The 13,038-nt window shown below is 35.3% G+C and carries 11 protein-coding genes and 1 rRNA gene (1 of these 12 running past the window's edge); 7 read left to right on the plus strand and 5 right to left on the minus strand.

All coding sequences use genetic code 11. From position 1 onward, the window contains the following. A 16S ribosomal RNA gene (locus K7G93_RS05235) occupies positions 1 to 102 on the minus strand; it reaches 1,440 nt to the left of the window's first position. 411 nt (positions 103 to 513) lie between these two features. On the opposite strand from K7G93_RS05235, the gene K7G93_RS05240 reads away from it, so the two are divergent. Further along, entirely contained in the window at positions 514 to 1,353 is an 840-nt protein-coding gene (locus K7G93_RS05240; RefSeq protein WP_223667140.1) for a DUF5718 family protein, read from the plus strand. Positions 1,354 to 1,430: 77 nt separating this feature from the next. Here K7G93_RS05240 and birA read toward each other — a convergent pair whose 3' ends face one another. Beyond that, positions 1,431 to 2,369 carry a bifunctional biotin--[acetyl-CoA-carboxylase] ligase/biotin operon repressor BirA gene (gene birA / locus K7G93_RS05245; RefSeq protein WP_226690483.1) on the minus strand — a complete coding sequence of 313 codons (939 nt, stop codon included), beginning with the start codon at positions 2,367 to 2,369 and terminating at the stop codon, positions 1,431 to 1,433. A 170-nt stretch (positions 2,370 to 2,539) separates the two neighbouring features. Between birA and guaB the strand changes: the two genes are divergently transcribed. The 3 genes from guaB (at position 2,540) to guaA (ending at position 6,988) form a co-directional block, all read left to right on the plus strand. Next, the gene (gene guaB / locus K7G93_RS05250; RefSeq protein WP_049215982.1) at positions 2,540 to 4,003 is read left to right on the plus strand and encodes an IMP dehydrogenase; all 1,464 of its coding nucleotides are present in this window, start codon (positions 2,540 to 2,542) and stop codon (positions 4,001 to 4,003) included. Between the two features lie 74 nt (positions 4,004 to 4,077). Further along, positions 4,078 to 5,349: a hypothetical protein gene (locus K7G93_RS05255; RefSeq protein WP_226690482.1), complete on the plus strand. Its 1,272-nt coding sequence runs from the start codon at positions 4,078 to 4,080 to the stop codon at positions 5,347 to 5,349. 67 nt (positions 5,350 to 5,416) lie between these two features. Next, on the plus strand, positions 5,417 to 6,988 hold the full coding sequence (guaA, locus tag K7G93_RS05260) for a glutamine-hydrolyzing GMP synthase (protein WP_226690481.1): 1,572 nt from the start codon (positions 5,417 to 5,419) through the stop codon (positions 6,986 to 6,988). Between the two features lie 110 nt (positions 6,989 to 7,098). Here the strand turns inward: guaA and K7G93_RS05265 are convergent, their stop codons facing one another. Beyond that, positions 7,099 to 7,452, minus strand: coding sequence for a c-type lysozyme inhibitor (locus tag K7G93_RS05265; protein WP_115322930.1), 354 nt, complete (start codon positions 7,450 to 7,452; stop codon positions 7,099 to 7,101). 277 nt (positions 7,453 to 7,729) lie between these two features. Here K7G93_RS05265 and accA point away from each other — a divergent pair, with 277 nt between their 5' ends. The 3 genes from accA to tilS all read left to right on the plus strand — a co-directional run bounded on the left by accA (position 7,730) and on the right by tilS (position 11,006). Next, positions 7,730 to 8,683 (plus strand): acetyl-CoA carboxylase carboxyl transferase subunit alpha, encoded by a 954-nt coding sequence (gene accA, locus K7G93_RS05270; protein ID WP_049215988.1) that lies wholly within the window; start codon positions 7,730 to 7,732, stop codon positions 8,681 to 8,683. 84 nt (positions 8,684 to 8,767) lie between these two features. After that, positions 8,768 to 9,628 carry a pyridoxal kinase PdxY gene (gene pdxY, locus K7G93_RS05275; RefSeq protein WP_227797560.1) on the plus strand — a complete coding sequence of 287 codons (861 nt, stop codon included), beginning with the start codon at positions 8,768 to 8,770 and terminating at the stop codon, positions 9,626 to 9,628. Positions 9,629 to 9,683: 55 nt separating this feature from the next. Then, positions 9,684 to 11,006, plus strand: a complete 1,323-nt coding sequence (gene tilS, locus K7G93_RS05280; protein WP_226690480.1) for a tRNA lysidine(34) synthetase TilS — start codon at positions 9,684 to 9,686, stop codon at positions 11,004 to 11,006. A gap of 46 nt (positions 11,007 to 11,052) precedes the next feature. Here the strand turns inward: tilS and K7G93_RS05285 are convergent, their stop codons facing one another. Beyond that, a complete protein-coding gene (locus tag K7G93_RS05285; protein WP_115322933.1) occupies positions 11,053 to 12,366 on the minus strand; it encodes an NCS2 family permease in 1,314 nt (437 codons plus the stop codon). A 149-nt stretch (positions 12,367 to 12,515) separates the two neighbouring features. Continuing rightward, entirely contained in the window at positions 12,516 to 12,920 is a 405-nt protein-coding gene (locus tag K7G93_RS05290; RefSeq protein WP_115322934.1) for a DUF805 domain-containing protein, read from the minus strand. Positions 12,921 to 13,038: the final 118 nt, after the last annotated feature.

Genomic DNA, 13,038 nt, shown 5'->3' on the forward strand with positions numbered 1-13,038 from the left:
CGTCAGCAAAAAAAGCAAGCTTTCTTCCTGCTACCGTTCGACTTGCATGTGTTAAGCCTGCCGCCAGCGTTCAATCTGAGCCATGATCAAACTCTTCAATTCAAAGTTCAATCGCTCAATAAACTGCTTAGCTAAAGTTTACACTTCTATTTAATATTAAACTCTTAATATTAAATCAGTATGAATTTTCAGTTATAAGCACCTATCAAGACTTCAATAATTAAAATTTTTTTCAAAATGAAATCAATCAACAAGTGCCCACACAGATTGTCTGATAAATTGTTAAAGAACAAAACAACGACGCAACTTGTAATCTCTTATCCCATACAACGTCGCGTCGTTGTGTGCCGCGTATTATAGGCAAAAATAAATATCGCGCAACCCCTTTTTATACTTTTTTTAAAAATTTTTTACAACCGCTTACAAAGCAATCAAAAATAATTGTTTTAGCTTAAATTTAATACTAAAGTAATATTAATTTTACATTTTAATTGTCTAAAGTGAGGAAAAAATATGGATTTCAAAAAAATGATTGGCTTTGGGGTCGCTGGTAATTTTGCTGGGCATTTAGAACAAGCTGGTGAAGCCGCAGATTTTATATCCGTACAAACCGAAGAAGCTATTCAACCTAAAGCAATTTTTCCTTTTTATATACCAAGCACGACGTTAAACTTAGAACATCAATTTCTCTCAACTTATCCTATTAGTAATCAGTATATTTCATTTCCAAACGAAATTGGAGCTGATAATCTACAAATTGAACCTGAAATCGCACTTATTTGTGATATTGAATATTCCAATAAAAAAGTAGCTAAACTTACTCCTCGTTTTTTTGCGGCTTATAATGATTGCTCGATTCGACGCCCTAATGCGAAAAAAATTAGTGAGAAAAAAAATTGGGCCCCTAAAAGTAAAGGTCTTTCATCTAATTTACTCGCAATTACATCTTTTGAGCCTGGCAGCGAAATTGATCAATTTCATATTGCCTGTTTTCACAAACGGGGTGAGCAATTTAATGAATATGGGATTGATAGCCCAGCCTTAGGTTATAGCTATTTCCACAAAAAACTTTTAGATTGGATTATTGATAAAATGAACACACAACCAGATCAAGGTCCAATGAATAACATTCCTGAATTAATTGAAAAGGCAAATTATCCTAAACAAGCAATTATTGCTATAGGCGCTACACGTTATACTGATTTTGGAGAACATCATTTTTTGCAAGTTGGTGATACAAGTATTGTTGTTGTTTATAATGCACAAAAATATACTCATACCGATATTGTTGCTATGGCAAAAGAAGGAGATTTCGCTGAGGATATTTCAGCTCTTGTGCAAACAGTGATTTAATCCCTTACACATAAAGTGCGGTGAAAATATTAAACCTTTTTACCGCACAACTGTTTTATCTTGCTATGCTGAAAAACTTATATTTTTCTCAGCGACACTTCTCCCCCATTAAAATATTGAGGACCTTCAGGTGTTATAATTTTGATATATCCTCGCTCATCAATGCCTTGTTCAATACCTATCGTATGATGATTCTCACTTATAATACAGACATCTTCACCGAAATAAGCATCAAGCTCTAACCAACGTTGTTTAAGCTGTTCATCAATTCCTTTATCTTTGAAATGATTCAAATAAAAATTCAGATTCTTAACTAGCATTACTACTAATTGATTACGATCGACATTTGGTAATACTTCGACTAATTCTGCCCATGGCTGATCAATCAAGTTTTTCTGTTTAGACAATGAAAGATTAATTCCTAACCCAATAATTAGGTTATGTAATTCATTAGAACTATTTGCAATTTCAATTAAAATCCCAGCAAGTTTCTTATTATTTAACAAAACATCATTTGGCCATTTTAATTTTACGCCAATAGCGCCCAATTGTCTCAATGTATCAGCAATTGCTACACCAATGACTAAACTTAATCCTTCTAAATTTCTTGTTCGCTCTATAGTCCAATACATACTCATGATAATCTGACCAGCAAAGGCTGATAGCCATTGGCGACCTCTTCGACCTCGCCCTGCTGTTTGATATTCAGCCAAACAGATTGTACCGACTTCAAGTTGATGAATATGCTCTAACAAGTATTGATTAGTAGAATGGATAACAGGTTTTATGATGAACTTCTGTGGGGCTAACATATGACTTAAATAGACATCATCTAAGCGCCCCAATTGTGGAATTAACTTAAAACCCACCGCACTTTTTTCTATAATAAAACCTTGTTCTTCCAGATCTATAATTTGCTCTAGTATTGCTTGCTTAGAACATTTGCAAAGTTCAGCTAATTCAAATAATGATATTTCTTCATTCTTTTGCGCCAAAATATCGATTAAATATCGCATAAAAAATCCCATTGATATAACTTATTGTTAGCTTTTAATTTATCCTATGCATTTTGTACTAAATCCATAAAAAAATCCATTTTCAAATAAGAATGAAATCTGTATAATGCGACCGCAATATTTTTTACCCTTTTTTATTTTCAACATTAATTTAAGAGAGAATATTGCAAATGTTACGAGTAATAAAAGAAGCTTTAACCTTCGATGATGTACTTCTTGTCCCTGCACATTCCACCGTGCTTCCAAATACTGCAGACCTATCTACTCAACTCACGAAAACAATCCGCTTGAATATTCCTATGTTATCCGCAGCTATGGATACCGTAACAGAAACAAAATTAGCAATATCTCTTGCTCAAGAAGGAGGTATTGGCTTTATTCATAAAAACATGTCTATTGAACGCCAAGCTGAGCGTGTTCGCAAAGTGAAAAAGTTTGAAAGTGGAATTGTTTCTGATCCAATTACTGTTACACCTGATTTAACTTTAGGTGAATTAGCTGAAGTTGCTAAAAAAAATGGCTTCGCTGGCTACCCTGTTGTGAACAAAAATAAAGAATTAGTCGGTATTATTACAGGTCGTGATACTCGCTTTGTTTCTGACTTAAACAAAACTGTTTCTGAATTTATGACGCCCAAAGAGCGGCTTGTCACGGTAAAAGAAGGTGCCAAGCGTGATGAGATTTTTACTTTAATGCACGAACATCGTGTGGAAAAAGTATTAGTAATTGATGATAACTTTAAACTAAAAGGTATGATCACGTTAAAAGACTATCAAAAAGCGGAACAAAAACCCAATGCATGTAAAGACGAGTTTGGGCGTTTACGTGTTGGTGCTGCTGTTGGTGCAGGTCCTGGCAATGAAGAGCGTATTGATGCGTTAGTCAAAGCTGGCGTTGATGTTTTATTAATCGACTCCTCACATGGTCACTCAGAAGGTGTATTACAACGTGTACGTGAAACTCGCGCTAAATATCCTAATCTACCAATCGTAGCAGGCAATGTAGCTACAGCAGAAGGCGCTATTGCGCTGGCTGATGCGGGAGCCAGTGCAGTAAAAGTGGGGATTGGTCCTGGTTCAATCTGTACAACACGTATCGTTACGGGCGTAGGTGTACCACAAATTACCGCTATTGCTGATGCTGCTGAAGCGTTAAAAGATCGTGGTATCCCTGTTATTGCTGATGGTGGTATTCGTTTTTCAGGTGATATTTCAAAAGCAATTGCTGCAGGCGCATCTTGTGTGATGGTTGGTTCAATGTTTGCTGGTACTGAAGAAGCACCTGGTGAAATTGAGCTTTATCAAGGTCGTGCATTCAAATCTTATCGTGGAATGGGATCATTAGGTGCAATGAGCAAAGGTTCAAGTGATCGCTATTTCCAATCAGATAATGCCGCTGACAAATTGGTGCCAGAAGGGATTGAAGGTCGTATTCCTTATAAAGGTTATTTAAAAGAGATCATCCATCAGCAAATGGGTGGATTACGTTCTTGTATGGGCTTAACTGGGTGTGCCACTATCGAAGAACTACGTACAAAAGCACAATTTGTTCGTATTAGTGGTGCAGGAATCAAGGAAAGCCATGTTCACGATGTAACCATTACTAAAGAAGCACCTAACTATCGAATGGGGTAATAATTTATTAAGGTGGGTAAACCCCACCTAAGTTTATATTTCAAATGATGACTTTAGTAGAGAAGGTTATTTTTATGTATAGCATTAAGATTAAAAATGTTATCAAACTGTTTTTATTAAAGTTTTTAAGAAATAAATATCAATATAAGATAAATATTAAAAATAATATTATTAGTATTGAAAAAAAATGCGATGAATTTGATTTAAACCAGCTAAAGTATGTTTACTTAGTTAAAGATCCTGAAATAAGAAACAATCGTCTTACATTATACTTGAATGATTTTTTCAAAATTGGCGTAAATTACACTGGATTTATAGCATTTTATCAGAAATTATCAGCTCAATTTGGTTTTGATGATAGTCTATTTTTTGAGTATCTTTATAAAAAAGGACCTTTCTCTATACAGATTTGGCGGAAAAAACAAATACAGAATTATGACATTCTGGATGAAAAATATAACGACTATACACAAGGTTTTGAAATTCAATCACCCCAAAAAAAATTTATTCCTTGGGGTACTACTTATGAGGCATTATTTCAACAAACACAATTTAAAGAAAAATGGATTCACTACGGTTTTGTCTATCCTATTCGAGTAGGGCGTTTATTACTCAAAGACGTTTGGATAACACCAAGTGTCAGGAAAGATGTGCCTATTTTAGAACTATATACTGATTGCTATCACGCATCAGCGACAGACAAAAGTTACTTAGAATTAAAATCCTTATTAACTGAAAATAAAAAGTTAATAACATCTTTTATTGAAGAGAGGAACAATCCTAAATTATACAAATCTGTTATAAATTTTAATTATATCGAATTTGAATTATATTACCACCGCCACTTTAAAGACTATTTTGATAAAGGATATAGTAAATTCATAATTAAAAATAACACTGAGTATTTAGAATATGTCATCAATGAACCTTATGAAAGCCAATTAGTCATTAGTAATTATTTAATTATCGATCATCAAGATTTAATCAAAATAGATTATACATGTAATTCAAACATAAAAAGGCGTCCTCCTAAATTAAAAGAAAAATTTCAAGATGACCAAGCTGTCATTTGGATAGATGATGTTAATCATAAGATAGGATTTACATGTAATGATCGTTCAATCGTCTTTGATAAAAATGAAATTGAGTGCTTTACACTTGCAAATACACAAACAGCAAGAAGAAATAACGAGAGTTCACTGACGATATGTTTTGTTGATAAAAATAAAGAAGCGATCACGATATTTTCAGCTGAATATCATTTTTTAACTCAATATGTAGAGAAAATAAGAGCACTTACTCAAAAAGAAGTTCGGTATATTGAACAATATATCGAAGATGTTTAAAAAACCTTTTGTATAGAACACGTTAACACTATTTGATATTTACCTAAAGACAACGAAGAGAACTTAAATGAACAACATTCATAATCATAAAATTCTAATTTTGGATTTCGGTTCACAGTATACTCAACTGATTGCGCGTCGTGTGCGTGAAATCGGTGTTTATTGTGAACTTTGGGCTTGGGATGTTTCCGAAGCAGATATTCGTGAATTTAATCCAACGGGTATCATTCTTTCTGGTGGTCCTGAAAGTACCACTGAAGAAAATAGCCCTAGAGCACCAGAATATGTTTTTAATGCGGGTATACCTGTGCTTGGTATCTGCTATGGCATGCAAACTATGGCAATGCAATTGGGTGGCTTAACAGAAACATCAAACCATCGTGAGTTTGGTTATGCATCTGTTGATTTAAAAACAACTGATGCACTATTTGCAAAATTAAATGATGATTTAACCAATACAGCACCAAAATTAGACGTTTGGATGAGCCACGGAGATAAGGTCACTCGTTTACCAGAAAATTTCCAAGTCACAGGAGTGACTCCAACTTGTCCAATAGCGGCGATGTCGGATGAAAGCCGCCGTTTCTATGGCGTACAATTCCATCCTGAAGTTACTCACACGAAAAGTGGCTTAGAGTTATTAACCAACTTTGTAGTAAATATTTGTCGCTGTGAACGTAATTGGACAGCAGAAAACATCATTGAAGATGCGGTTGCACGCATCAAAGAGCAAGTAGGTGATGATGAAATAATCTTAGGTTTATCAGGTGGAGTTGATTCGTCTGTCACAGCTCTCTTATTACATCGTGCTATTGGTAAAAATCTACATTGTGTTTTTGTTGATAACGGTTTATTACGCTTAAACGAAGCAGAACAAGTTATGGATATGTTTGGTGATAAATTCGGTTTAAACATCATTCATGTTAACGCAGAAAATCGATTCTTAGAAGCATTAAAAGGAATTGATGAGCCAGAAGCAAAACGCAAAACGATTGGTAAAGTCTTTGTTGATGTATTTGATGACGAATCGAAAAAATTATCCAGTGTCAAATGGTTAGCACAAGGCACAATCTATCCTGATGTGATTGAATCTGCTGCGAGCAAAACAGGTAAAGCACATGTGATTAAATCACACCATAACGTAGGCGGTTTACCTGATTACATGAAATTGGGCTTAGTCGAACCATTACGCGAATTATTCAAAGATGAAGTACGTAAAATTGGCTTAGCATTGGGCTTACCTGCTGAAATGTTAAATCGTCACCCATTCCCAGGCCCTGGCTTAGGCGTACGTGTATTAGGTGAAATTAAAAAAGAATATTGTGATTTAGTACGTCGTGCTGATGCAATCTTTATGGAAGAATTACATGCTTCAGGTTGGTATTACAAAGTGAGTCAGGCGTTTACTGTGTTCCTACCTGTAAAATCAGTTGGTGTGATGGGAGATGGACGCAAATATGATTGGGTTGTTTCCTTGCGTGCAGTTGAAACTATCGATTTTATGACCGCACATTGGGCACATCTGCCTTATGATCTTTTAGGTAAAATCTCAAATCGTATTATCAATGAAGTCAATGGTATTTCTCGTGTTGTTTATGATGTCTCTGGCAAACCACCAGCAACAATAGAATGGGAATAATTTTTCTTTTATTGATTTCAAATAATAAAGCCCTGATAGTTTTTTCAGGGCTTTTCATTTCATTTAATTCGGGCTATTTTTAATAACATTCATAACAGCAACTTCAATTATTACTCAGTCACACATTCGCCTAGAATAAGTTTATCATCACCAAATAACATCGCCTGATTTCCTTTGGTTTGAAGTTGATAAGTATAATTTTTATTAATCGCTTTATAATTTGCACCAGAAGCTGATTTCACTAGTTCCATTGGAATCATTTCATCTACTTGATTAATAATCGCAAAGGAATCTTGTGCTGTATTGATAAAAATCACATCTAATGTATTCTTTCCCTCACAGCTATAAACAACTTTTGTTAACTCTCCTTTTGAACTTGATTCAATTATAGTAGCTTGTGCTGTAATCGCGGTGGTTAAAGGAAGTATAGCTAATACTAACAATGTTGCTTTTTTCAATTTCATAAATACTCCTAATTTAATTTTATTACGTTTTACTACGCACTCCTTTTGACAAATATAAAAGAATAAAAGTTCAGTTAAATATTTTTTTAATAAAAAATATAGCCTAAATAATAAGATTTATTTGCCAATAGTTAATTACAAAACAATGGTATAACAAGTAAAACAGAACATGATTTTTTACAAAAAAAAGCATACAATATAGGCTATATTTGCACCTTGAAAAAAATCTTGATAAAGTGCGGTACAAATTTGTGCTAATTTGAAAACAGGAAGAAAAATGAGCCAAGAATATTTAGATTTTGAATTACCTATTGCGGAACTTGAAGCCAAAATTGAATCACTTCGTTCTGTCGCAAGCCAAGATAATGAAATTAATCTTGATGATGAAATTGCGCGATTGCAGAAGAAAAGTGCAGAGCTTACTCAAAAAACCTTTGCTAATTTAGATGCCTGGCAAGTTTCAAAAATGTCTCGTCACCCAAATCGCCCTTACACTTTAGATTATATTGAACGTATTTTCACTGAATTTGAAGAGCTTGCAGGCGATCGTGCTTTTGCTGATGATAAAGCGATTATTGGTGGTTTAGCTCGTTTAGATGGTAAACCTGTTATGATTATTGGTCATCAAAAAGGACGTACAGTAAAAGAAAAAGTTAAGCGCAATTTTGGTATGCCCGCACCAGAAGGCTATCGCAAAGCATTACGTTTAATGCAAATGGCAGAACGTTTTAATTTACCTATCATTACTTTTATTGATACACCAGGCGCATATCCTGGTGTAGGTGCAGAAGAACGAGGACAATCAGAAGCTATTGCTCGCAACTTACGCGAGATGTCGATGTTAAAAGTTCCTGTGATTTGTACTGTCATTGGTGAGGGTGGTTCAGGTGGAGCTCTCGCAATTGGTGTTGGCGATAAAGTGAACATGCTACAATATAGCACCTATTCTGTTATTTCACCTGAAGGTTGCGCATCAATTCTTTGGAAAAGTGCGGATAAAGCATCAACTGCTGCTGAAGTAATGGGGTTAACTGCAAATCGTTTAAAAGAACTTAATCTGATTGATAATATCGTTGAAGAGCCTTTAGGTGGAGCACATCGTGATTTTGATATCATGGCGCAAAACTTAAAACAACGCTTACTGGCTGATCTTGCTGATTTAGATATGTTAGATCAAGATAATCTGCTTCATCGACGTTATCAACGATTAATGGATTATGGTTATATATAAATAATCATCTATTTAACGGCATAATACATTCCCATGTATTATGCCGTTTTTGATCACAAAATAATTTTTATTTTAGGAGTCATCATGAAACATATTTTATCAATTCAATCACATGTTGTTTATGGTTATGCTGGTAATAAATCAGCAACCTTTCCTATGCAACTTTTAGGAGTTGATGTTTGGGCACTCAACACGGTACAGTTTTCTAATCATACCCAATACGGCAAATGGACTGGTATGGTTATCCCAAAAGAACAAATTGGTGAAATTGTACGTGGTATAGATGCGATTGATGCACTACACTTATGTGATGCAGTTGTTTCTGGTTACATTGGTTCTGCTGAACAAGTAGAGGAAATTATCAATGCTGTTCGCTTTGTCAAATCAAAAAATCCAAATGCCCTTTATTTATGTGATCCTGTAATGGGACATCCAGATAAAGGCTGCATTGTTGCAGATGGCGTGAAAGAAGGTCTAGTGAATTTAGCTATGGCAGAAGCTGATTTAATTACACCAAACCTAGTCGAATTACGTGAGTTGAGTGGTTTACCTGTTGAAAATTTTGAACAAGCATTAGAAGCAGTGAAAGTAATCTTATCTAAAGGACCTAAAAAAGTACTCGTTAAACATTTAAGTAAAGTAGGTAAAGATACGACACAATTTGAAATGCTATTAGCGAACCAAGAAGGCATGTGGCATATCAGCCGACCATTACACCAATTTAAAAAAGAACCAGTAGGAGTAGGCGACTTAACTGCTGGCTTGTTTATCGCAAATCTACTTAATGGGAAATCTGATATTGAAGCTTTTGAACACACAGCAAATGCTGTGAATGATGTCATGACAGTGACACAGCAACAAGATAATTATGAATTACAAATTATCGCAGCCCGAGAACATATAGTACATCCTATCAGTCAATATAAGGCTGTAAAAATCGCTTAATATGAAATCAAAAGGGCGTTACAATTAACGTCCTTTTATTTCAATTAATGAGCTTATGTTATTAAACAGATTCCAAACCCAAATTGACAATTACGCTGCAACACAAATCCACTTTTTAATTGGGTTCAGTGGAGGATTGGATTCCACAGCTTTACTACGCTTATTCACAAAACTTCGTGAAAAACGACCGCACTTACAACTAAGAGCTATTCATATTCATCATGGACTAAGTCCTCATGCTGAGAATTGGGCAAAACACTGCCACAAAATTTGCAGCCAACTAGAAGTACCATTGCTAATAGAAAAAGTCCAAGTAAATCCTCAGCGTGGTATTGAAGCAGGGGCACGAGAAGCACGTTATAAAGCTATTGCACAACATATTTTACCTAACGAAATCTTAGCAACAGCTCACCATTTACAAGATCAAACTGAAACCTTCTTCCTTGCCTTAAAACGTGGGAGTGGTTTACAAGGACTAAGTGCAATGCAAATGCAGGGAAATGTCTATAACGTGCCTGTTCTTCGTCCTCTTCTTGCTTTTTCTCGTCCAGAGTTAGAACAATTTGTGCAATCTGAAGAGCTAGACTGGGTGGAAGATGAAAGTAACAACGATAACCGCTATGAGCGAAATTTTCTACGTAATGAGATTTTACCTACATTACGTCAACGCTGGACATATTTTGATTCCGCAGTACAACGTTCAGCACGGCATTGTTTTGAACAACAGCAATTAATCAATGAATTATTAGCAGATGAATTTGCTCAAAACTTTGATAAAACTGACCGCTCTTTCAATATTCAGCCATTCGTACAATACTCAGTTAGCAAACAAAAAGCATTGCTACGTCTATGGCTCAATGAATGGCAATTACCAATGCCGTCGTTAGCTCAACTTGAACAGATTATTCAAGACGTCATCTTTGCCAAAACTGACAGTAATCCATTATTCCAATTAGGTGAAAAGGTTGTTCGTCGTCATCAACAAAAATTGTATTTGACACCACAATTTACTGATATTTCAACACATAAAATCGATGTTAAAGTAGGTGAAAAAATTTGCTTACCTGATAATTTAGGTACATTAACGCTTACTCAGCAAGCCGATAAATTTCTGCTGCAATGGAAAAATGAACAGCTTGTGACACAAGAGTTACCTTTCACAAATGCCCCAATTCAAGTGCGTTTTAGCTACGCTGGTAAAGTACGTTTAACGGAAAAATCCGCTAATAAAGAAATGAAAAAAGTTTGGCAACATTTCAACGTACCAGTGTGGCAACGCCAGCGTATTCCACTGATTTTCTATGGTGATAAGCTGAAAAGTGCGGTGGGTTTTTTTGAAGTTTTGGATGATAAAAATAAGAATGAAAATAAAAATTAAGAGCAGAATATTCTGCCCTTAATTTTATATGCTCGGCGTAAACAAATTAAATTGCCCAACCACCTACATAGAATGCGACTAAAGCAACAGCGATCACGATAGTACCGATATTTAATTTTTTATATTCACCAGAAACTAAACGACCAATCACTAATGTTGCGAAACCTAACATGATACCCGTTACAATATTTGCAGTTAATACGATAAATACTGCACAAACTAAACCACTCATCGCCCCGATGAAATCATTGAAGTCTAATTTACTCACATTACTTAGCATTAACAAACCTACATACATTAACGCTGGTGCAGTTGCATAACCGGGTACTAGAAATGCTAATGGCTGGAAGAATAACATTAATAGGAATAATACGCCTACAACAACTGCAGTGATACCAGTTTTACCGCCTGCTGCTGTTCCCGCTGCAGACTCAATATATACTGCTGCTGGTGCTGTACCGAACACACCAGAAAAAATGCTACTTACAGAGTCAGATGTTAACGCTTTACCACCATTGATAATTTGACCATCTTTATCTAATAAGTTTGCTTGTCCAGCAACTGCGCGGATTGTACCTGTTGCATCGAATACAGCTGTCATCACAAGAGCAAATACCACAGGTAAAATAGCAGGTTGTAATGCGCCCATAATATCTAATTGTAAGAATAATGAGTTTTCACCGAAAGTTGGCATTTGGAAAACTTTACCACCAAATTTTACATTTGGATCGAAGATTAAACCTACGATAGTGATTGCAATAATCACCCATAAAATGCCACCTTTTACTTGCATTCTTTCTAAGCCGATAATTAATGCCAAGCCGATTAATGACATTAATACAGGAAATGAAGTGAATTCGCCTAATTTTACAGGTAAACCCGCTTGGTTACTCACTACTAAACCCACCCCATTTGCTGCAATTAGTAATAAGAATAAACCGATACCAATACCTGCCCCATGTGCAATGCTGATTGGTAAATTACGTAAAATCCATGCACGAATGCCTGTTGCAGAAATTAATGTGAATACAACCCCCATTAAAAATACCGCACCTAACGCGACAGGAATACTCACTTGTTGACCTAAAACTAAACTGAACGCAGTAAAAGCGGTTAATGAAATCGCACAACCAATTGCCATAGGCACATTTGCCCATAAGCCGATTAAGATTGAGCCAAAACCCGCGACTAAACATGTTGCAATGAATACTGATTCTGGGGGGAAGCCTGCTGCACCAAGCATATTTGGTACAACAATGACAGAATACACCATAGCCAAAAACGTTGTTAATCCCGCGATCACCTCTTGGCGAACACTTGAACCACGTTGAGTGACTTCAAAATATTTTTCTAAAGACATATTGTTTCCTTAAATTAAAGCAGTAAAGTAAAAAATAAGCGCATATTCTACGCTAAATTTTCTAATAGTAAACGTTTGCGTAATTGATTTTATCTAAATTCTAAAAAAATTGGCACCATTTAGGTGCCAACAAGAAGTTAACGAAAAAACTAACTAACTAATGTTGTTTTATTTTTAGGTTCATCTTTAAGCTCATGAGCTTTAGGATCTTGACCAAAGCGATTGCTACCTGACGTTCCCTTAAAACCACAGAAAATCAGCACCACTAATGACCCTATTGGAATGATATTAAGTAAAACCCACCAACCGCTATAATTAATATCATGTAAGCGTCGCGCTGACACGGCTAATGTCGGCAAAAACGTAGCTAAAACATAAATACTAGAGATAAGCCCAGTCTTTTTTTCTATATCAAAAGTACCAAGATTGATATCAATAAAAACCAGTGCTGAAATAATCAGGAAATGAATCAAACTGTACATCCAAAATTCTTTTCGTCTTGCTCTTCCACTAAACGTCGCATAATTTTTTAAGACTGTTAAATACCAATTCATTGTGTTTCACCCTCAATCAAATAATCATTGTTAAACGAGATTAGTTCATTAAATATACTTTTCAATTTACTGAAAAAACCAGTGAGAGTAAATGGTGACTTTACTAATTTTTATCCTA

Source organism: Pasteurella canis (genome assembly GCF_020810675.1).
Taxonomy (GTDB): Bacteria; Pseudomonadota; Gammaproteobacteria; order Enterobacterales; family Pasteurellaceae; genus Pasteurella; species Pasteurella canis.

Bases quoted from the DNA above. Each gene is read 5' to 3' on its own strand.
- K7G93_RS05240 (WP_223667140.1), top strand. From the start codon at position 514: ATGGATTTCAAAAAAATGATTGGCTTTGGGGTCGCTGGTAATTTTGCT.
- birA (WP_226690483.1), bottom strand. From the start codon at position 2,369: ATGCGATATTTAATCGATATTTTGGCGCAAAAGAATGAAGAAATATCA.
- guaB (WP_049215982.1), top strand. From the start codon at position 2,540: ATGTTACGAGTAATAAAAGAAGCTTTAACCTTCGATGATGTACTTCTT.
- K7G93_RS05255 (WP_226690482.1), top strand. From the start codon at position 4,078: ATGTATAGCATTAAGATTAAAAATGTTATCAAACTGTTTTTATTAAAG.
- guaA (WP_226690481.1), top strand. From the start codon at position 5,417: ATGAACAACATTCATAATCATAAAATTCTAATTTTGGATTTCGGTTCA.
- K7G93_RS05265 (WP_115322930.1), bottom strand. From the start codon at position 7,452: ATGAAATTGAAAAAAGCAACATTGTTAGTATTAGCTATACTTCCTTTA.
- accA (WP_049215988.1), top strand. From the start codon at position 7,730: ATGAGCCAAGAATATTTAGATTTTGAATTACCTATTGCGGAACTTGAA.
- pdxY (WP_227797560.1), top strand. From the start codon at position 8,768: ATGAAACATATTTTATCAATTCAATCACATGTTGTTTATGGTTATGCT.
- tilS (WP_226690480.1), top strand. From the start codon at position 9,684: ATGTTATTAAACAGATTCCAAACCCAAATTGACAATTACGCTGCAACA.
- K7G93_RS05285 (WP_115322933.1), bottom strand. From the start codon at position 12,366: ATGTCTTTAGAAAAATATTTTGAAGTCACTCAACGTGGTTCAAGTGTT.
- K7G93_RS05290 (WP_115322934.1), bottom strand. From the start codon at position 12,920: ATGAATTGGTATTTAACAGTCTTAAAAAATTATGCGACGTTTAGTGGA.